General features: G+C 55.4%; 16 protein-coding genes and 2 tRNA genes. 10 read left to right on the top strand and 8 right to left on the bottom strand.

Annotated elements, in window-relative coordinates:
• Positions 1-261: 261 nt before the first annotated feature.
• The 5 genes from pepF to JNO48_04255 are packed head-to-tail and all read left to right on the top strand — an operon-like array spanning position 262 to position 4,590.
• A complete protein-coding gene (gene pepF, locus JNO48_04275) occupies positions 262-2,076 on the top strand; it encodes an oligoendopeptidase F (GenBank protein ID QTE69122.1) in 1,815 nt (604 codons plus the stop codon).
• Between the two features lie 28 nt (positions 2,077-2,104).
• Positions 2,105-2,644, top strand: a complete 540-nt coding sequence (locus JNO48_04270; protein QTE69121.1) for a hypothetical protein — start codon at positions 2,105-2,107, stop codon at positions 2,642-2,644.
• A gap of 54 nt (positions 2,645-2,698) precedes the next feature.
• Complete coding sequence (gene sfsA, locus JNO48_04265) at positions 2,699-3,385, top strand: DNA/RNA nuclease SfsA (protein ID QTE69120.1); 687 nt, start codon at positions 2,699-2,701, stop codon at positions 3,383-3,385.
• Complete coding sequence (locus tag JNO48_04260) at positions 3,385-4,176, top strand: nucleoside/nucleotide kinase family protein (protein QTE69677.1); 792 nt, start codon at positions 3,385-3,387, stop codon at positions 4,174-4,176. Before sfsA ends, JNO48_04260 begins: the two co-directional genes overlap by 1 nt.
• Before the next feature lie 3 nt (positions 4,177-4,179).
• The gene (locus JNO48_04255) at positions 4,180-4,590 is read left to right on the top strand and encodes a peptide deformylase (GenBank protein QTE69119.1); all 411 of its coding nucleotides are present in this window, start codon (positions 4,180-4,182) and stop codon (positions 4,588-4,590) included.
• 81 nt (positions 4,591-4,671) lie between these two features.
• Here JNO48_04255 and JNO48_04250 read toward each other — a convergent pair whose 3' ends face one another.
• Complete coding sequence (locus tag JNO48_04250) at positions 4,672-6,012, bottom strand: peptidoglycan-binding protein (GenBank protein QTE69118.1); 1,341 nt, start codon at positions 6,010-6,012, stop codon at positions 4,672-4,674.
• 218 nt (positions 6,013-6,230) lie between these two features.
• On the opposite strand from JNO48_04250, the gene JNO48_04245 reads away from it, so the two are divergent.
• Positions 6,231-7,376 carry a tyrosine-protein phosphatase gene (locus tag JNO48_04245; protein ID QTE69117.1) on the top strand — a complete coding sequence of 382 codons (1,146 nt, stop codon included), beginning with the start codon at positions 6,231-6,233 and terminating at the stop codon, positions 7,374-7,376.
• Between the two features lie 436 nt (positions 7,377-7,812).
• Here JNO48_04245 and JNO48_04240 read toward each other — a convergent pair whose 3' ends face one another.
• Entirely contained in the window at positions 7,813-8,388 is a 576-nt protein-coding gene (locus JNO48_04240; GenBank protein QTE69116.1) for a TetR/AcrR family transcriptional regulator, read from the bottom strand.
• 192 nt (positions 8,389-8,580) lie between these two features.
• Between JNO48_04240 and JNO48_04235 the strand changes: the two genes are divergently transcribed.
• Entirely contained in the window at positions 8,581-10,650 is a 2,070-nt protein-coding gene (locus JNO48_04235; protein QTE69115.1) for an MMPL family transporter, read from the top strand.
• Positions 10,651-10,670: 20 nt separating this feature from the next.
• Positions 10,671-12,506, top strand: coding sequence for a hypothetical protein (locus JNO48_04230; protein ID QTE69114.1), 1,836 nt, complete (start codon positions 10,671-10,673; stop codon positions 12,504-12,506).
• Positions 12,507-12,746: 240 nt separating this feature from the next.
• On the opposite strand, the gene JNO48_04225 is transcribed toward JNO48_04230, so the two are convergent.
• A tRNA-Ser gene (locus JNO48_04225) sits at positions 12,747-12,837 on the bottom strand.
• A gap of 10 nt (positions 12,838-12,847) precedes the next feature.
• Positions 12,848-12,936: transfer RNA gene (locus JNO48_04220), tRNA-Ser, on the bottom strand.
• Positions 12,937-13,057: 121 nt separating this feature from the next.
• Here JNO48_04220 and JNO48_04215 point away from each other — a divergent pair.
• Positions 13,058-13,690: an SOS response-associated peptidase gene (locus JNO48_04215; GenBank protein ID QTE69113.1), complete on the top strand. Its 633-nt coding sequence runs from the start codon at positions 13,058-13,060 to the stop codon at positions 13,688-13,690.
• A 33-nt stretch (positions 13,691-13,723) separates the two neighbouring features.
• A complete protein-coding gene (locus tag JNO48_04210) occupies positions 13,724-14,509 on the top strand; it encodes a prolyl oligopeptidase family serine peptidase (GenBank protein ID QTE69112.1) in 786 nt (261 codons plus the stop codon).
• Positions 14,510-14,563: 54 nt separating this feature from the next.
• On the opposite strand, the gene JNO48_04205 is transcribed toward JNO48_04210, so the two are convergent.
• The 4 genes from JNO48_04205 to JNO48_04190 all read right to left on the bottom strand — a co-directional run bounded on the left by JNO48_04205 (position 14,564) and on the right by JNO48_04190 (position 18,914).
• Positions 14,564-15,673: an HlyD family efflux transporter periplasmic adaptor subunit gene (locus JNO48_04205; protein QTE69111.1), complete on the bottom strand. Its 1,110-nt coding sequence runs from the start codon at positions 15,671-15,673 to the stop codon at positions 14,564-14,566.
• Between the two features lie 259 nt (positions 15,674-15,932).
• Positions 15,933-17,144 (bottom strand): ABC transporter permease, encoded by a 1,212-nt coding sequence (locus tag JNO48_04200; protein ID QTE69110.1) that lies wholly within the window; start codon positions 17,142-17,144, stop codon positions 15,933-15,935.
• The gene (locus tag JNO48_04195; protein QTE69109.1) at positions 17,137-17,832 is read right to left on the bottom strand and encodes an ABC transporter ATP-binding protein; all 696 of its coding nucleotides are present in this window, start codon (positions 17,830-17,832) and stop codon (positions 17,137-17,139) included. Before JNO48_04195 ends, JNO48_04200 begins: the two co-directional genes overlap by 8 nt.
• Complete coding sequence (locus JNO48_04190; protein QTE69108.1) at positions 17,829-18,914, bottom strand: efflux RND transporter periplasmic adaptor subunit; 1,086 nt, start codon at positions 18,912-18,914, stop codon at positions 17,829-17,831. The genes JNO48_04195 and JNO48_04190 overlap by 4 nt, the downstream gene beginning before the upstream one ends.
• Between the last annotated feature and the right edge of the window lie 137 nt (positions 18,915-19,051).

Here is a 19,051-nt window from a genome sequence, read left to right as displayed (position 1 = left end):
GGCTCCTGTTCGTGGATTGGCTTACCTTATTTTGTTGCCCGGCACCCGGGAATCTGTACAGCGGCGCACGGAACAGAACAGGTTGAAACAGGCAGAATTCCGGGTAATATAAAGGCAGTACGAACCGGGTGCAGTATTTTTCCGTGACAGAAGCTCCTTTTGAACCATATGAAAAAAGATTGAAGAAAGCCCGTGCAGGCGTTAATATAGAAAAGCAGCAGCAAATGAAACGCCCGGAAGGGCGGGAAAGAGGATAAAGGAATGGAACTGAAAGCACGTAAAGACGTTCCCGTGGAGGAGACATGGGACCTGTCCCTGATTTTTGAAAACGAACAGCAGATGTGGGACACACTGGAACAAACCAAGGCGGCGGTGAAGAACGTCGTTGACACCTACGCGGGGAAACTGAATACCGCGGAGAATATCGTCAGCTGCCTGGACGCGATGGAGCAGATCCGGATTTCCATGCAGAAGCTCTGGAGCTATACCGGACTGGCGGTGGAAACCGATTACACGGACAACAAGCTTCGCGAACTGGACGAGAAGGTGAGCGATGAGCTGACCGACCTGGATACGGACACGTCCTTTGTGGACAGTGAGATCCTGCTGGCACCGGAGGACGTGCTGAAGGCCGCGGTGGAAAAGGCAAAGGGATGCCGGGTTTACCTGCAGGACCTGATTGCGAAAAAAGCGCATATGCTCTCCAAGGAAACCGAAAAAGTGCTGGCGGCACTCGGAAAAACGCTGGACGTGCCCTATACCATCTATAACACGATGAAGCTTGCGGATATTGAATTTGATCCCTTTACCGTGGACGGGAAGGAATATCCGCTGGGCTATTCCCTGTTTGAGGATAACTATGAGCTGGAAGCGGATACCGCGGTACGGCGCGCTGCTTTCCGCGCCTTCTCCGACAAAATCGCACAGTACAAAAACACCACGGCCGCCGCGTATAACGCCTGCGTGGCCCAGGAGCAAACCATGGCGGAACTGCGCGGATTTGACAACGTGTTTGACAGCCTGCTGTTTGAACAGAAGGTTACGCGGGAAATGTATGACCGCCAGATCGACGTGATTACCGAGCGCCTGGCACCGCATATGCGCCGCTACGCCCGGCTCCTGAAGAAAAAGCACAACCTGGACAGGATGACCTTTGCCGACCTCAAGATCGCAGTGGACCCTGAGTATGACCCGAAGGTGACGATTGCGGAATCGCATAAGTATATCCGGGATGCCCTGGCAATCCTCGGCGAAGACTATGTGGAGATGGTGGACCGGGCATACCGGGAACGCTGGGTGGACTTCGCCCGGAACACCGGCAAGAGCACGGGCGGTTTCTGCTCCGGCCAGTACCGGAAGAATTCCTTCATCCTGCTGAACTGGAACGAGCGGATGGCGGACGTATTTACCCTGGCGCACGAGCTGGGACATGCCGGACAGGAGATGTACACCGATGCGGCACAGTCCTATTATGACACCTGGGTTTCCACCTACCTGGTCGAAGCGCCTTCCACGATGAACGAGCTGCTGCTGGCCCACCACCTGACCAAAACCAGCACGGACAAACGGTTCCGCCGGTGGGTACTCTCCAATGTCGTGAGCAATACCTACTATCACAACTTTGTGACGCATCTGCGGGAAGCCTGGTACCAGCGCGAGGTGTATCGGATCATCGATGAGGGCGGCAGCGTGAACGCGGATATCCTCAGCGACCTGTTCCGGAAGAACCTGGAACTGTTCTGGGGGAACGACGTGGAACTTCCGGAAGGTGCGGAACTGACCTGGATGCGCCAGCCGCACTACTATATGGGACTCTACCCCTATACCTACAGCGCCGGCCTGACCGTAGCCACCCAGGAACTGCTGCGGATCGAAAAGGAAGGCGAAGCCGCTGTAAAGGACTGGAAGAACTTCCTTACGGCCGGTGCCACCCAGGATCCGATCGGACTGGCGAAGATTGCCGGATTCGATATCACGACGGACGCGCCGCTGAACGCGACCATCGATTATATCGGTTCCCTGATCGACGAAATCTGCCAGCTGACCGAGGAAATCGACGGTATCAAGGTAGACTGAAAAAACATCTGACAGCAGGGAGCCGGCATTGAAACTGTATCATTATTACGAAAAGAGCAACGGCCCTTTCCGGAACATATCGGACCTTCCGGACCGGGATGCAGAGGCAGTGCTTCAGCGGATCCGGACGGATCATCCGGATATCTTCCTGGCAAAACGGCCGGAGGATTACCTGCAGAAGAGGAGACGGTTTGAAGGAATCCTGCGGGAAGAATTCATCAAAAAGGGCGGCCTGATCGAGCGCGAAACACCGCACTATATGGTGGTGGAAGCGTGTCCATTTTTTGAGAAATGGTATGAGCATACGGCCTGGATCACCGTTGATACGGATGACCTGGACCTGAGAACGCTGTCCTTCACCTATGGGGATTCCCATCCAACGTTCAGCGGAAAGATCCGGGACGGGAAGGAATACCGCAACCGGCTCTATACGTATGAAGAGATCCTGCCGGTGATTGACCGGTACGGACTTCCGCAGGACTGGAATCCCGATTTCCGGTACGGACCGGAATGCTATGTGGAGGTCCAGGTATGGACGGACCGCGGACTGGAAAAATGGATCGGATGACAGCGTGATTCCGGCTGCAGGCGATTATACAAACGAGTTTTACGGAAGAATGATATGAAGTACAGGAATGTGATTCCGGCGGTGTTTGTGGACCGACCGAACCGGTTTACTGCCCATGTGAACATTGAAGGCCGCAGGGAAACGGTCCATGTGAAGAATACCGGCCGATGCCGGGAACTGCTGCTTCCCGGTGCGGAAGTGTGGCTGAGCGGATCGGAAAACCCGGCCCGGAAGACCGCATTTGACCTGATTGCGGTGAGGAAATCCAACGGCCTGCTGGTCAATATTGACAGCCAGGCACCGAATGCCGTCGCCCGGGAATGGCTGGAAACGCAGCACTTTGACGTGATCCGTCCGGAATATGTATATGGGCAGTCCCGGCTGGATTATATGATGGAACGGGGCAATGAACGGTTCCTGATGGAGGTTAAGGGCTGCACCCTGGAACGGGACGGAATCGGATATTTCCCGGACTCACCGACGGAACGGGGCGCAAAGCACCTGCGGGAACTGGCCGACGCAAAGGGATACCAACCTATCCTGACGTTTGTGATCCAGATGGACGGGATTACGGAAGTGCGTGGGAACCGGGAAACAGACCCGGCCTTCTGCGAAGCGCTGGAGAATGCCCGGAAGGCCGGCGTGAAGATCCTGTTCCTGCCGTGCCATGTGGAGACCGATGAACTGACTTTTCGTAAGGTGCCGGGAATGGAAATACTGAAGGGGCAGCAGGGAAGATGATTACCCACACAGTGAAGATCAATGGCATCGAGGTTGCCGCACGGTACAGCGAAAGCGCGGTGAACGGGATTTTCCTGCCGCTCCTGCGAAAACTTACCGCGATGCAGCAGGAAGCCGGCAGGCGGATCCTGGTGATGCTGGCCGCTCCGCCCGGAGCCGGCAAGAGCACGCTGCTCAGCTTCCTGAGCCGGCTGGCAGGAGAAACAGAAGGTATTGGAAAAATCCAGACCATCGGGATGGACGGCTTCCACCGGAGGCAGGAATACCTGCTGAGCCATGATACCGAGCGGGACGGAAAGAAGATCCGGATGGTGGAGGTCAAAGGGGCGCCGGAGACTTTTGACCTGGAATCCCTGACGCGGCGGGTGAAATCCCTGGCAGCCGGGGAGGTCACCGGATGGCCGGTCTATGACCGGCTGCTCCATAACCCGGTGGAAGACGCTGTGCGGGTGGACGGGGATATCGTGATCCTGGAAGGAAACTACCTGCTGCTGGACATGGACGGATGGCGGGACCTGAGATCCTGCGCCGATTATACGATATCCATCCGAGCAGATGAGGAAATGCTGCGGGAACGCCTGATCGACAGAAAAATGAAAACCGGTGTCTCCAGGGATGAGTCGATCCGGTTTGTGGATTTCAGCGACATGCCGAATGTGAGACTGTGCCTGAACTGCTCCATGCCGGCAGACCTGCAGCTGGAGATTGACAATGACGGGGAATATGTCCGGCGGACATATAAAACGGAAAGAGCCGTGGACGGCAGTGCAAAAACAAGCAGGAGAGAATAACAGATGATCTGCGAAATCAATCATGATCCGATTTTCCTGGGCCAGAAATCTGAGGAAGCAACCGCAGAGGATGTGCATATTGCCCGGGACCTCGCTGATACTTTGCGGGCCAACCTGGACCGGTGCGTCGGTATGGCTGCCAATATGATCGGGCAGAGGAAGAGAATTATTGCCATTGTAAAAGGACCGATGATCATCACCATGATGAATCCGAAGATCCTGAGCAAATCCGGAGAATATGAAGCAGAAGAAGGCTGCCTTTCCCTGGCAGGAACGAGAAAAACAAAACGTTATCAGAGCATCCGCCTCTCATGGCAGGATGTGAATATGAAACAGCATACCGGGGTGATGGATGGCTTTGAGGCACAGATTGTCCAGCACGAAGTGGATCACTGTGACGGTATTCTGATATAAAGCACAGATATGCAAACGGGCAAAAGCCCCATATATGACGGGGAATCAACTGGATACCAAAGCAGCACATGCTTTGGTTTTTTATTCAGCAGCTTTTTCCATGGCCATGCCATATGCAAACAACCGGCGCAGGTCCGTCCAGGCCATATTCCTTCCTCTTCCGCCCATTACCGCTGCGATCAGTGTAATCCCGTCTTCCTGGTATGCCCCCACGTAGCAGAATCCCGCCGTGGAAGTATAACCGCTCTTTCCACCGGCTGCGTGGGGAATATAGTATTCGGAGCCGGGATCAAAGATTTCCCATTTCAGGGAGATCAGCGGGTCTTTCCGCTGCTCCGTTACCGGCAGCGTGTAGTACATACAGGTCACGATTTCCCTGAACAGCGGCTGCGTCAGGCCGTACCGTGCTGCCGTCACCAGGTCCCGGGCGCTGGTGGAGTGCCCTTCCGCCGTATAGCCATGCGGATTCACGAAACGGGAGTTTGCCATTCCCAGTTCTTTTGCCTTTTTATTCATTTCTTCCGCAAAAGCATCCACGCTTCCGGAACACAGCACCGCGACGGAATTTGCTGCGTCATTCCCGGAACGGATCATCATTCCGTAAAGAAGATCCTTCATGGTCATCTTTTCCCCGGGATATACCGGCACCCGGGTGCTGTCGGCCGGAATATCCAGCGCTTCTTCCGGTATCACGATTACCTTGTCCGGATCGCACAGGGGAAGCGCCGTGATCAGCGTCATGATCTTTGTTGTGCTGGCCGGTTCAGCCGGGGTATCCGCATCCTTTTCCAGCAGGGATTCCCCGGTCACCGCATTGATGAGGCAGGCATGCTTCGCGTAAAGATAATTACCGTTCAGCTTTTCCGGATGGCTGTCATCAAAACAGATCGGGGCCTCAAATCCATATGCACGCAGGTCTCCCATCAGCAGGTCATATTCATCCGGCGTCAATCTTCCGTCGGCTGTTATCTTCTCCGGAACCTGCTTTGCCATTGCGTCCTCAAAGGCTTTCACTGCAGCCTCCGTGTTCGCACCGTATTTACCGTCCGCACTATCCTGCAGGAGATTCAGGCCTGCCAGCTGTTTCTGGACCTGTTTCACTTGGCTGCCCCAGCTTCCCGGCCGCAGGGTCCGCAGCAGGTCTGCATTTTCCTCCTGCATGATCAGGGAAACGGTTTCCGGATCCGGGGTGCCTGAAGGCCGGACATCATGCCCGTTTTCCCGCAAGGCCTCCTGGGCCAGCATTATCGCCGCAGAAGTCTTCTTCCCGACAATCCCGTCCGCGGTTCCGATCTCGTATCCCAGGGAGATCAGCCGCTCCTGCAGGGCCTTCATGGCTGTTCCTTCAGCCAGGGACGGCAGAACAGAACCAAGCACGCACACAGCCAGTGCCGCGCACAGCATTTTCCGGATCCGCATCATGTTCCAGCCTCCTGTCCTGCCATTGGCGTTCATCTGCCTATATAACGAAGGAAAGCCCTATCTTATTTCACAGATGTGATTCTGTGATTCGCTGCTTTGTATGGGTATGCGAAAATCAAAGCCAGATTCCGTGAAAACGGGTTGTGATTTGCCTGCTTTTCCGGTAAAATATCCACAGGGGTTTACCAAAAAATATCATATGATCGGAGGGGTTGACGATGAAAAAACTTCTTTCTCTGGTACTTGTGCTGATACTGGCACTGTCTGCTGTTTCCGTATTTGCGGAAGAAACGGAAGCGGACGTTACCGAAATCCAGAAATACGGCAACCTTGTTCTTTCCCTGAAGGGTTCCGAGCTGCTGGAGGCCGGTTATACTTACGGCGATATTACGACAGTCACGATCAACGGAAACGAATATGAAATGCCGGTCGGTTCCAACTATTCCGATGTGGACCAGGGCAGTATGATCTGCCGCGTGGTCATCAAGCCGGATACCAATGAGGACATGATTATCCTGGCAATCAACATGGGCGATCTGGCTACCACTTCCGGAATTGCCACAAAGGAAAAGACGGAAGCGGATCCCGGATACATCTGGCATCTGAATGAGGGCGTTACGGAACCGATCCGCATTTCCATCGCCATGAAGGAACCAGGCGGATATTACGACCAGTACATCATTCACCAGCTGGTGCGCAGTGAAAACCGGGAGGACTATCCGGAACTGAGCGATGAGGAGTTTGCGAATTTCCGGGCCGTTACCACCACCGGTGTCGGCACCGGAAAACTCTATCGGTCTTCCTCACCGGTGAATCCCGAGATCAGCCGGAACCTGATTGCTGATCAGGCAGCGTCCGCTGCCGGGGTGAAGACCTTCATTAACCTGGCGGACAACGAGGAAGTTATGCGCGGTTATGAAGGCTTTGACGCATCCTATTACAGCAAACAGGCAATTATCCCGCTGAACCTGGGCGTGGACTTCATGGCGGAAGAATTCCGGGCCGGCCTGGCGGAAGGGCTCCGTTTCATCGCCGCCAACGAAGCGCCGTATCTGGTTCACTGCACCGAAGGCAAGGACCGGGCAGGGTTTGTAAGCGCTGTGCTGGAATGCCTGATGGGCGCCTCCGCTGACGAAGTGATTGCTGATTACATGGTCACTTTCTTCAACTACTACGGCGTACAGCCGGAAACCGAACAGTACGACATCATTGCCAACAGCAATATCTGCAAATCCCTGGCCGCCGCATTCGATATCGCGGACATTCGGGAAGCTGACCTGCAGGCGGAGGCGGAAGCTTACCTGCTGGAGATCGGTCTCTCTGCGGATGAGATTGCGCAGATCCGCACGAATCTCGGGAAATAAATCCCGGAGGGGATTATAACACTCAGCCTCCGGAAACGGAGAAAACCTGCCAGGCAAAAGCAGACGGTAGAAAAGATCAGCCAGACAACAAACGTCAGGGCCAGGAGTAAACTGTAAGGACACAAGATAAAACAAAAACCCTGTGAGCAAAACTCACAGGGCGTTTTTATCTGGCGGAGAAGCCGGGATTTGAACTATATTACTCAATGCTAATTTATTGGGGAACGTAGTAAAATCAATCCATTCACGGGACAATAGTTTCATTTTCACGCCAAATGTTATAGTTTTATAAGGGTACAGATAAGGGTACAATTCTCTGCTTACAAAAGAGGCTGTCAAAGAGACAGTCTGAAACGCCGTATCGGATACGGCGTTTTTGCATGGCAGGGAAGCCGGGGCTGCGCAGGCGGGAAGGAAACGACGCGATGGCGCGGGATCACAGGCTCCCGCGGCGGATCAGAGCGTCGGCCAGTTCGGCCATCTGAACGGCGGGTTCGGCGCAGTTTCGGTTCACCCAGGCGCGGATCAGCCCGGCAGCACCATAGATCACAAAACTGAAGCGGTAATCAAAATCCGCTTCATTTTTTTTGTCCACCGCGGCGGCGTATGGAAATCCGGTGAGACATTTTTCCCGGATCACATCGTACAGGCGGTGCAGGAATTTCATGTCGCCGTAGGGGCTGAGCAATACCCGGACAATCTCCTGGTTTTCTTCGATAAAACGGAATACATCCAGCAGGATCGGTTTGGTTTCCTGTCGGGCCGCGTCAGTTTCATGCAGGGCGGCAATGCTGTCCAGGGCCTCAAACATGCTGTCCTCCAGCTTTTCCAGCATGTCGTACACATCCCTGTAATACAGGTAGAAAGTACCCCGGTTCATATCCGCAAGGTCTGTCAGCTCCTTGACTGTGATCTCCTTGATCTGTTTTTCCTGCATGAGCTGAGTCAGGGCCTGGGTCAGCATCTTTTTGGTGCGCCTCACACGCCGGTCTTCTTTTTTTTGCTCTTCCATGGGTCTCCTTCTTTCCTGAACAATATTGGCTTTTTTGTTGATTATCCGGATGGCGGTTGAACCGGTGTTGATTAACAAACGATCGATAATCAATCTGATTATTGATTTCGATCACGGGGGTCATTATAATTCACGGCGTTGAGAAAGTCAACACGGTGTTCAAAACGAGCACCGAACAGGAGGAAGACAAACATGAAAGGATTTACCAAGGGACTGGTTCAGCACCGGATACTGGTCATCGTCCTGTGCATTGCGCTGGTGGTGCCGTCTGTGCTGGGCATGGTCCGGACAAAGACCAAATATGACCTGCTGTATTATCTGCCGCAGGACCTGGAAACTGTCCAGGGCCAGGAGATTCTGCTGAAGGATTTCGGCAAGGGCGCTTTTTCCCTGCTGGTTACGGAGGGCATGAACCTGAAGGAGCAGGCGGACATGGAAAACGCCCTGAAGGAAATACCGCATGTGGATTCCGTCATCGGGTACGCTTCCCTGACAAAGGGAACGCTGCCCGTGGAAATCATCCCGGATGATATTCGGGAGAAGTTCCAGCGGGGCGACTGTATGCTTTCCGCCGTCTTCTTTGATGAAGGTTCCTCCTCTGAGGAAACCATGGAAGCTATCAGTCAGGTACGGAAGGTTGCCGGTGAAAAGACCTTTGTAAGCGGCCTTTCCGCGGTCGTGACCGATACCAGGCAGCTGGTGGAAGACCAGGAAGCGATCTATGTCGCCATTGCCGTGGCGCTGTGCGCCGTTGTGCTGATGCTGACCATGGACTCGTTCCTGCTGCCGCTGATCTTCCTGCTCTGCATTGCTGTTTCTGTACTGTGGAACATGGGCAGCAATTATTTCCTGGGCGAGATCAGCTATATCACCAAGGCGGTGGCTGCCGTGCTGCAGCTGGCTGTGACGCTGGACTATTCCATTTTCCTGTGGCACAGCTACAAGGAGCAGAAAGCCCTGACGGACGACAAGGATGAAGCCATGGCGAATGCCATCCGGCTGACCTTCACTTCCATCCTGGGCTCCTCCCTGACCACGATCGCCGGCTTTGTGAGCATCTGCTTCATGAGTTTCACCCTGGGCAAAGACCTGGGCATTGTGATGAGCAAGGGCGTAATCCTGGGCGTGCTTGGCACGGTGACGCTGCTGCCCTGTGTGATCCGGGCGCTGGACGGCGCGATCGAAAAAACGAGCCACAAACCGCTGCTGCCTGATGTGAGCGGCATCGGCCGGTTCGTTACGAAACACTATAAAGTGCTAGCTGTGATCCTGCTGGTTATGATCATCCCGGCGTTCTACGGATACCGGAATGTGAATGTCTACTACGATATGAGCAAGGTCATGCCGCCGGAACTGGAGTCTGTCCAGGCCAATAAAAAGCTGGAAGAAACCTTTGATATGTCCACCACGCATCTGCTGCTTGTCGACGCGGATGTATCCCAGAAGGATGTCCGGGACATGACGAAAGAAATGCAGCAGGTGGACGGCGTGAAAAGCGTCGTCGGGATCGACAGCCTGTTGGGCGCCGGGATTCCGGAATCGATCCTGCCGGAGGATGTGCTGTCCGTGGTAAAAGGAGACCGGTACCAGCTGATGCTGGTGAACAGCGCTTACGTTATCTCTTCGGATGAAGTGAATGCGCAGATCGACAGCCTGAACGCAATCCTGAAGAAATATGACAAGGGCGGCATTCTGATCGGCGAAGCACCCTGCACGAAGGACCTGATTGCCTGTACGGACCGGGACTTCACGGTTGTCAGCCTGATCTCGATTATCGCGATCTTTGTGATCATCATGCTGGTGCAGCGGTCCGTCTCGCTGCCTGTACTGCTGGTGGCAGTGATCGAACTGGCCATTGCGGCCAATCTGTGCATCCCGTATTACCTGAAGCAGGAACTGCCCTTCGTGGGGCCAATCCTGATCTCCACCATCCAGCTGGGCGCCACGGTGGACTACGCCATCCTGATGACGACCCGCTACAAGCAGAACCGGCTTGCGGGCAAGGATAAAAAAGAAGCGGTTCAGGACGCTGTCGCTTCCGCCGCGCAGAGCGTGCTGGTCAGCGGCCTGGGCTTCTTTGCGGCCACCTACGGCGTGGGCCTCTATTCCAACGTGGCTATTATCTCCTCCATGTGCAGGCTGATTGCCCGCGGCGCGCTGCTGAGCGTGGCAGTTGTATTGCTGCTCCTGCCGGCGGTACTGCTGATCATGGATAAAGTCATTGTACACACGACAGCCGGAATGAAAAAAGCTACCTGCTGATTTGGAAAGGAAGGATCATTATGAGTAAGAAGATTATTGCGATGCTGACAGCGCTGGTCATGATACTCGGATGTACCGGCGCGCTGGCCGAGAATACGAAGCATGAGAGGGTTTATGTGGTCGCAGGCGCTGACGGCTCTGTGAAAAGCATTACCGACAGTATCCGCCTGGAGAACACGGACGGGCTGGATGAACTGACTGACCGTACTATGCTGACAGACATTCTGAACGTTGGCGGGAATGAAACCTTTACCCTGGAAGGCGAAACACTCGTCTGGAAAGCAAACGGAAAGAACGTGATCTATCAGGGAGCATCGGCTAAAGCCCCGGCTGTGCTGCCGGTCGTGACCCTGACGCTGGACGGGGAAGAGATCTCCGCGTCAGACCTGAAAGAAAAGACCGGCGAAGCGGTCCTGACCGTAACCTACCGGACGGAGGGACAGGCACCCGCACTGGTGCTTTCCGTACTGCCACTGCCGGAAGAAGGCATTTCGGACCTGAAAGCGGAAAACGCGGCTGTGCTTACGGAAGCAGAACGGTCCGTTCTGGTGGGCTGGGCTGTGCCGAACATGGACGCTACCCTGCAGCTGCCGGCATCCTTCTCCGCAACGTTCCACGCGGATCACGCGGATCTTGGCTGGATGATGACTTTCTGCTCCTCCGATCCGCTGGAAGCCGTCTGCCGTGAGATAGACGCACGGGTTGGCGACAGTGATCCCGAAACGCTGCTGAAGGAAGCCACAGCATTGCTGACTGCCCTGAAGGACGGCACGGAGCTGCCGGCAACTGAGGGAAAGACGAAAGAAATCACTGATAAGATCAATGAACTGAACAAAGGATTGAATGACCTGGATGCCGGCGCTTTACAGCTGGCGGAAGGGGCGCAGCAGGTATCGGACGGCGCGGCAGCCCTGAATACCGGGCTGGGTACGCTGGAGAAGAATAACGAGGCCCTGAACAGCGGCGCGGAACAGATTTTTGCCGCGATCCTGAATACAGCCAATGACCAGATTGCTGCTTCCGGTCTGGCGGACGCCGGTGTTACAGTACCGGCACTGACCGCGGAGAGCTATGCTGAAATCCTGGATGGCGTGACTGCACAGCTTGAACCCGATACACTGAAAGCCGCCGCTTCCGCCAAAGTCGCGGAGGAAGTCCGTAAACAGGTTACGGCCAAAGAAGACCAGATCAGGGCAGGCGTTCAGGAAGCCGTAAAGGGCAAGGTACTGGAAGCCGTCCTGAAAGCTGCCGGCTTTGAGATGACTGCCGAACAGTATGCCGCCGCCCTGAAAGGCGGGCTGGTGACAAAGGAACAAGCCGCGCAGGTAGATACCGCTGTGGAAGCTCAGATGAACAGCGAAGAAATACTGGCTCAGACCGAAGCAGCCGTGCAGGAACAGATTGAAAAACTGGTGACGGAGAACACGGAAGCTTATCTGTCGAAGGACGAAACGATTACTGCGAAACTGGCACAGGCGGCAGCGGCCCGGGAGCAGCTCCTGGCTCTGAAAGAGAAGCTTGATCAGGTGAACACTTTTGTAACCGGTCTGAAAGATTATACGGACGGTGTGGCCCAGGCTTCTGACGCTGCAGTAACGCTTTCCGCCGGCGCAACGCTGGTATCAACCGGCGCGTCCACACTGCAGGAAACCGGAACAAAAACGCTGAAAGACAGCATTCTTACCGCCGAAAAGAGTGCGGCAGAGAAGCTGCTTCCGCTCATGGAAAAGGATCTGGCTGGCGCTTCGAATGCCTGGAAGACCACAAAGGATCAACTGATCGATACCGGATATGACCTCAAACCGGAGGGTATGGATGAAGAGACGGTATATATTATTCGGACAGATTTGAAATAATAGATTGAAATAGGATCTGCGAGTCAACAAATCTATTCCCGGTTATAAATTTCGCTTGGAACAATAGGATGATATAGCGCGGTGCGAGCGGTTTGACAACACTAACGCCGCGCGATTTTGTTATTCAAGCGTAATAATTTGTACAATTTGGTCATTCTCTTTAAAGGGTACAGTAAAAGGTACAAGCCTGTTTTTTGGCATCAAAAAACCCCAGGAGCGTTGATTTTCCTGAGGTCTTATTGGCGGAGAAGCCGGGATTTGAACCCGGGCTGCCATCACTGACACTACTCCCTTAGCAGGGGAGCCCCTTCGGCCACTTGGGTACTTCTCCATGTCAAGGCTGGCGGAGCGAGAGGGATTCGAACCCCCGGTACCTTTCGGTATCACTGGTTTTCAAGACCAGCGCCTTCAACCGCTCGGCCATCGCTCCAGAGCTAACCAGCCCGATTATCTTATCATGAAGCGGGGGAAGCCGTCAAGGGTTATCACGAAAAAACCTCCTTGCCCTTTTCCCGTTTTTTTTGTATGATTTGGACAAGAAAGACAATCAGATGACACGGAGGGAAAACAGGATGTGCTGCCGGTATTTTGTGGAGCTGTCGCCGGAGCTGCGGCCGATCGTGGAAGAGATGAACCGGTCGCCGCTGGTGCGCCGTTTCCAGGAAACCACCGCAGTGCTGTCCTCCGGGGAGATGCGGCCGACCAATGTGGTGCCGGTGATTGCCAGCAGCAAGGCCGGAAAGCGGGCGGTATTCCCGATGAAATGGGGATTTACAGTGCCGGGAAGGCCGCTGCAGATCAACGCCCGTACGGAAACGGCCGGCGAGAAGCCAATGTTCCGGGAGGCATGGAACGCGCACCGCTGCATTGTGCCGGCCAGCTGGTACTATGAATGGGAGCACCGGACAAGGAATGACGGAAAGAAGGAAACCGGCGACAAATTCCTGATCCAGCCGAAGGATACGCCGGTGGTCTGGATGGGCGGCCTGTACCGGATTGAGGAAGGGCTGCCGGTGTTTGTAATCCTGACCCGGGAGGCGGCAGAACCGATCCACTTTATCCATGACCGGATGCCGCTGATCCTTCCGGAGGACCGGATCGATGAATGGATCCGGCCGGACAGCCCGGCAGACCGGCTGGCGGAACTGGCCCGGACGGATATGGTTTTTGAGCGGGCAGGCTAAGCCCGTACGGATATTGAAAAGGAGAGATGACCAGTGGCATTTTTACAGATCCAGTTTTTCTCGGCCGTGCTGAATGTGGCCTCCATGGTGAACGTGATCCTGCCGGAGGCCAACCAGGGCATCGGCATGGGCGCGTCCGCCGCGAAGGAGCTGCCCCAGGTGCTGTACCTGCTGCACGGATACAGCGATGACCATTCCATCTGGATGCGGCGCACTTCCGTGGAGCGGTATGCCGCGGACCATAACCTGGCGGTGATCATGCCGGCGGTGAACCACAGCTTCTACTGCAACGAGCTGCATGGGGAACGCTACTGGGATTATGTGAGCGAGGAACTGCCGAAGACGATGCACCGGTTCCTGCGGCTGAGCGACAAGCCGGAGGATACGTATGTGGCCGGTCTGAGCATGGGTGGATACGGTGCGATGCGCCTGGCGCTGACCTACCCGGAACGCTTTGCCGCGGCTGCCAGCTTCAGCGGTGCGGTGGACATCATGGGCCACCTGAAGAACCTGCCGAAGGAACGCCGGCTGATGTGGGAGAACGTGTTCGGCGATCCGGAGAAGGTGGCGGGCACCGAAGTGGACAACATGTACATGATGAAGAAAAACGCGAAGGCACCGAAAAAGCCGAAGCTGTATATCAGTTGCGGCACGAAGGACTTCCTGTATCAAACCCACCTGACGGTGGTTCCGGAACTGGAGAAGAACGGATGGGATGTTACTGCCTATGAGAAGCCGGATGCCGTTCATGAATGGGGCTTCTGGGATGAACAGATCAAGGTGTTCATTGACTTCATCTATAAAAACCGGGAAGAATAAGGAAAACGGAAACGAGGTCCGGCAAAGAAATGCCGGACCTCGTTTTTTACTGGATTATTCTTCAGGCGCCGGAGTTTCGGTTTTTGCCTGCGCATCCGACACAGTGACGATTGCATGCAGGCCGTAGGAAAGGTGCTCGGTGCTGTTCGGCCTGATCCATACGCTGAACACCGCTTCTTCCGATTCGGCAGACGCTGAAGCAGTGCCAATACATGATACTTTTTCGACTGTGCCGGAGAATGTGTACTCTCCGTTACTGAGGTAATTCAGCTCAACGGAAACCTCCTTGCCGACGGTGAAAAGCGCCAGGTCGGATTCCGGTACGGATGCCTCAATGCGGAGATTTTCATCCGGCCAGATTTCAGCAACGGCTGAACCGGCGGACAATGTGCTGCCTTTGTTCAGGGAGATGGAAGAAACCACGCCATTCACAGGTGCAATGACCTGCGTGAGGGTGGAAGTATCTACCGGCCAGGAAGCGCTGACGGTTTCAAAAAGTGCATCGCCTTTCTTTACCTGGGCACCGTCCTTTACACAGAAAGCAGTGATCAGGCCTTCGGCAGTGTAAGCCACAGGATCCTTCAGGGAAACAGATGCGCGGCCGATCCGGGATGTGGCAGCATAGTCTTCTGAGCGGAAAATGTTGACACTGTAGCCGCTCTCCAGATTGCCGGTGAGCACTTCCACAGTGTAGCTAGTGCCGGATACCGTGGTAACCCGGCCGGTGCCGGTGAGCTGGGTATTCTCCGTGGCCCGGAGATAAACCGTTTCACCGGGATGGATGATCTTGTTTTCCTCCGAGGAGTAGGCATTGCGGGTTGATGCGGAAATGGTGTACCGCAGGGCGGGCTCCACATAAGCAACCGCGCCGTACTGCGAAGCAACATCAGCCGCGTCATCCCCGACGCTGCCGAAGAGGCGGACGGTCCCGTCCTGCAGGGCATATACCCTGGACGGGGCCAGCGTGACGAGTACATCGCCAGCAGTGACCGCATCGCCTGCGGAAACAAATACTTCTGCGACGGTACCGCCGACATCAGAGCTGACAATAACCGTCCCCGTGCTGACAACGGTGCCATCCGCAGTGACGGTACGGGCCATGGCAGTGGAGGCAACGGACAGGGAAAGAACTACAAGCAGAAGGACGGAAAACAATTTCTTCATGGTGGAACCTCCTATATAATCAATATTGATTGGTCTGGTCCAAATTAAACAGTATCGCACTGCGATCGCCGTTACCTGTCCTTTCATTGCCTTCGGCTCGAAACGACAGACGGCTGTAGCATGGGAAGCACGATACGCACTAAAGTGCGTGTGCTTCCTTATGCGATCGCCGTTACCTGTCCTTTCATCGCCTTCGGCTCGAAACGACAGACGGCTGTAGCATGGGAAGCACGATACGCACTAAAGTGCGTGTGCTTCCTCATATCGCCCTGAGTGCATCAATCGGGTTCAGTCTGCTGGCCTTACGGGCAGGCGCCCAGCCAAAGATGATGCCCACTGCCGCTGAGAAGGTGACGCCCAGGACGATGGCATCGGTGGAGATAAAGAAGGTCATTCCGATGACCCTGCAGAGCGCGTACGACAGCGAAAGACCGAGAAATACCCCCAGGATGCCGCCGATCATGGACAGCAGGAATGATTCGATCAGGAACTGGATCTGAATCTGCCAGGGGAGCGCGCCAAGCGCTTTCTTCAGGCCGATTTCCATAGTGCGTTCCGTGACGGTGGTCAGCATCATGTTCATGATGCCGATACCGCCGACGATCAGGGCAATGGACGCAATACCGGCCAACAGCGTGCTGACCATGGAGAGCATGGTGTTCATCGTATCCTCGATACTGCTCATGGTGGTGACGGTGAAGGTATCCTCCTCATAGCTGAACATCGCATCCATAACCTCCGTAATGGCGGAGGAAGCCTTTTCCGAGTCTGAACCTTCCGTGAGGTTGACGGTGAAGGACGTGACCACGTTGGCGTTGTTCAGCTTCAGGGCGGTGGTGTAGGGAATGATGATGTCCGCGCTGCCGCTCATCAGGGAGGCGATACTGCCGCTGGTGCTGTCGGAAAGCAGGCCGACAACAGTGAACGGAACGCCGTCAATGAACATATTTTCCCCGACAGGGTCCACACCAAAGAACAGCTCATCCACGATATCCTGGCTGATGAGGCAGACAAAGGTCATGCTTTCCTCATCCGTGGGGTGGATGGGGCGGCCGCGCTTCAGGGCATCTGCATTCCGGTAGAAATAGTAGAAGTTCTTGCCGGAAACCGATACGCTGGTTTTGTAGCTTCCTCCCCGGGCAATCCGGGTACGCAGGGAAACATTCGGCGTGACCCCTTCCACCATCTCCAGGGAAGCGATCTCCTGCAGGTCTTCGGCAGACATACCGGACTTCAGGTCACTGCCGGTGACGCTGACGCTCAGCGTGCCGGCACCCATGCTCTGGAATGAAGAAGACAGGGTTCCGGAGAAACCAGTAACAGTGGTGATCAGGGCGATGACGGCGGTAACGCCGATCAGGATGCCGAGGACGGTCAGGAAGGAGCGGACCCGGTTGCCCAGGATATTGCTGAGGGACATCCGGAAACATTCGCCCAGCATGACCAGCGTTTTTCTGAGGCGCTTAAGCATCCGCACCGCCTCCTTCCGTCAGCATCCCATCGATGATATGCACGGTGCGGCGTGCGTTGGCGGCAATATTGATATCATGCGTGATCATAATGATGGTGCGGCCTTCCTCATTCAGTTCCCGGAAGAGCGCCATGACCTGCCTGCCGGTTTTCTGGTCCAGCGCGCCGGTGGGTTCATCCGCCAGAAGCAGGGAGGGATTGCCGACCAGCGCCCGGGCGATGGCCACACGCTGCTGCTGGCCGCCGGAAAGCTGATTGGGATAATGTCCCATACGGTCGCTGAGCCCTACGCGTTCCAGCATGGCGCGGGCACGCTTCCGCCGTTCCCCGGGGGAGACTCCCGCATAGATCAGGGGCATTTCCACGTTCTTCAGCGCGGTCAGCCGGGGCAACAGCTGGGAATTCTGGAATACGAATCCGATTTCCCGGGAGCGGATCGCGGCCAGCTCCGCCTCGGACAGGTCTTCAATCTCCCGGCCGTGCAAGATATATCGGCCGGAGGAAGCGGTATCCAGGCACCCGATGATGTTCATCAGGGTACTCTTGCCGCTGCCGGAAGGGCCGAGCACGGACAGGTATTCCCCTTCATCGATGGACAGGCAGACATCCTTCAGGACATGGGAAAGCTCCTCGCCCATCGGGTAGTATTTGTTGATATCCTGCATTTCAAGCAGGCGGTTTCCGCTCATCGTCCGCCACCGCCCGATCCGTTGCTTCCTCCGGACGGCGGGGTGAAACCGCCGCCGCTTCCGGGATTTCCGCTGCCCGGATTGCTGTTATTCCAGCGCTCGCTGTTATTGGTATTCCGGGTCCGGTTCTGCTGGCGGTTGAACTGCTGGCTGCCGAACAGACCGGACAGCAGGCTGCTGAAGCTGTCCGTAGTGGTTTCTACAGCGACGTAAACAGTGTCGCCGCTCTTCAGGCCGTCCCTGATTTCCACGTAATTGCCGTTGCTGACGCCGGTCTTTACATAGGTGGTTTCCAGCTCGCCGCTCTCATTCACCGTGTAGACAAAGGCCTGGTTGTTCAGGTCAAAGCTGAGGGCAGCTTCCCGCAGGATGACCACATCGGCGGCTTCCTCTTTCGGGATTGTTACCGTTACCTGCATGCCCGGGTATATGCCTTCCGCCACATCCACATAGGCGGTGGCTGTGTAGTAGGCGACAGAGCCGGTCGAAGAGGAAACGTAGTTGATTGAATCAATGGTGGTGGTGAATGTATTCTCTGTCGCAACCGTGGACACCCGGCACTGATCGCCGGCGCGAACGGAGGAAATGTCATACTCATCCACCCGGACGGAAACCTGCAGGTGCTCAAAATCCACCACCTGGACCAGATTGGCGCCGGAGGAGACCTTATCGCCTTCCGCAACATACAGCTGGTTGATCCGGCCGTCGAACTCCGCCTCCACGGTCTGCCCGCTGCTGAGGCGCATCAGGGCATCCCCGGCCTTTACGTCCTGCTCCCGGGTGACATATACCGCCCGGACTGTGGCGGGAGAAGACGCTGTGTACGTTACATTGCTGCGCGCCTGCAGGGATCCGCTGAAGGACAGGGCATTGGAGATGGTGCCGGTTGTCGCGTTGTATTCATCATAGGTGACGGTATACTCCTGCCGGAGGGACATAATACCCAGCCAGGCAGCTCCGCCAAGGATTACGACCAGTATGAGCGCAAGAATGATCCGGCGGATTGTTTTCCGCTTTTTCCCGCGCTTTTTCTTTCCGGGTACCGGGGACAGCTGTACCTGTTCAGTGTTCTTTTCTTCCATACTTCCACTCCTTTTCGGGAACCGGCAGCCAGCCGAAATCCCAATTAAGCTGCAATGCTATATTACCTGCCTAACCTAAAATGAACTTAAAACTATATGCATAGATAAAAGCCGGACAGTTTCGCAAAACTGTCCGG

The sequence above is a fragment of the Clostridiales bacterium genome (assembly GCA_017569285.1).
Lineage (GTDB): Bacteria > Bacillota > Clostridia > Christensenellales > Aristaeellaceae > Aristaeella.
This window is presented reverse-complemented; position numbering and strand designations above follow the sequence as displayed.

What these genes read in the sequence shown, in the direction of transcription:
- pepF (QTE69122.1), top strand. Translation starts at nt 262, where the DNA reads ATGGAACTGAAAGCACGTAAAGACGTTCCCGTGGAGGAGACATGGGAC.
- sfsA (QTE69120.1), top strand. Translation starts at nt 2,699, where the DNA reads ATGAAGTACAGGAATGTGATTCCGGCGGTGTTTGTGGACCGACCGAAC.
- JNO48_04255 (QTE69119.1), top strand. Translation starts at nt 4,180, where the DNA reads ATGATCTGCGAAATCAATCATGATCCGATTTTCCTGGGCCAGAAATCT.
- JNO48_04250 (QTE69118.1), bottom strand. Translation starts at nt 6,012, where the DNA reads ATGATGCGGATCCGGAAAATGCTGTGCGCGGCACTGGCTGTGTGCGTG.
- JNO48_04245 (QTE69117.1), top strand. Translation starts at nt 6,231, where the DNA reads ATGAAAAAACTTCTTTCTCTGGTACTTGTGCTGATACTGGCACTGTCT.
- JNO48_04240 (QTE69116.1), bottom strand. Translation starts at nt 8,388, where the DNA reads ATGGAAGAGCAAAAAAAAGAAGACCGGCGTGTGAGGCGCACCAAAAAG.
- JNO48_04235 (QTE69115.1), top strand. Translation starts at nt 8,581, where the DNA reads ATGAAAGGATTTACCAAGGGACTGGTTCAGCACCGGATACTGGTCATC.
- JNO48_04230 (QTE69114.1), top strand. Translation starts at nt 10,671, where the DNA reads ATGAGTAAGAAGATTATTGCGATGCTGACAGCGCTGGTCATGATACTC.
- JNO48_04215 (QTE69113.1), top strand. Translation starts at nt 13,058, where the DNA reads ATGACACGGAGGGAAAACAGGATGTGCTGCCGGTATTTTGTGGAGCTG.
- JNO48_04205 (QTE69111.1), bottom strand. Translation starts at nt 15,673, where the DNA reads ATGAAGAAATTGTTTTCCGTCCTTCTGCTTGTAGTTCTTTCCCTGTCC.
- JNO48_04200 (QTE69110.1), bottom strand. Translation starts at nt 17,144, where the DNA reads ATGCTTAAGCGCCTCAGAAAAACGCTGGTCATGCTGGGCGAATGTTTC.
- JNO48_04195 (QTE69109.1), bottom strand. Translation starts at nt 17,832, where the DNA reads ATGAGCGGAAACCGCCTGCTTGAAATGCAGGATATCAACAAATACTAC.
- JNO48_04190 (QTE69108.1), bottom strand. Translation starts at nt 18,914, where the DNA reads ATGGAAGAAAAGAACACTGAACAGGTACAGCTGTCCCCGGTACCCGGA.